This is a genomic window from Kocuria sp. LHG3120 (assembly GCF_049897445.1).
Lineage (GTDB): Bacteria > Actinomycetota > Actinomycetes > Actinomycetales > Micrococcaceae > Kocuria > Kocuria rosea.
The window spans coordinates 1-647 of record NZ_JAFCWG010000022.1 but is presented as its reverse complement, the minus strand read 5'-3'; the positions used below and the strand labels follow the sequence as shown (position 1 = coordinate 647).

Annotated in this window: 1 pseudogene; it reads right to left on the bottom strand. The window is 70.2% G+C overall.

Annotated elements, in window-relative coordinates:
- Nucleotides 1-10 precede the first annotated feature (10 nt).
- Nucleotides 11-647 (bottom strand): annotated as a pseudogene (locus tag ACP7CD_RS18370) (IS5 family transposase); the annotation flags it as partial.

Below are 647 nucleotides of genomic sequence, written 5' to 3'. Positions count from 1 at the left end.
AGACCTTGTCTCATAACTCCGTTGCCTGGCACAGTCGGCGGAGGTTGATGAGCGTGATGGCGAGCAGGAGCAACGGGAGCAACGTGGCCTCGGTGCGGTCGTAGCGCAGCCCGAGGCGCTTGAAACGCAGGACCCAGGAGATGGTGCGCTCCACCAGCCAGCGGTGCCGACCCAGGTGGGTCTTGGCCTCGATCCCACGACGGGCAATCCGGACCTTGATGCCCCGCCGGTGCAGGTAGCGGCGGCACCTCGGGTAGTCGTAGCCCTTGTCCGCGTGCAGCTTCTCCGGCCGGCGACGGGGACGCCCTGGGCGACCGCGGCGACCGCGCGCCGCCGGGCTGGTCTCCAGCAGCGGCTCAAAGAGCTTGCTGTCATGGACGTTCGCCGCCGAGGCCAGCACGTGCAGGGGCAGGCCGTTCCGGTCGGTGAGCAGGTGGTACTTGGTACCCGGTCTTCCGCGGTCGGTGGGGTTGGGGCCGGTCAGCTCGCCCCCCCCTTTTGGCCCGCACCGAGACCGCGTCGATGCTGGCCCGGGACCAGTCGAGGATCTCCTCCACGGAGAGCTCCTCGAGCACAGCCCGGTGGAGCCGATCCCACACCCCGGCCTCCTGCCACTCGCGCAGCCGGCGCCAAGCGGTGTGCCCGGA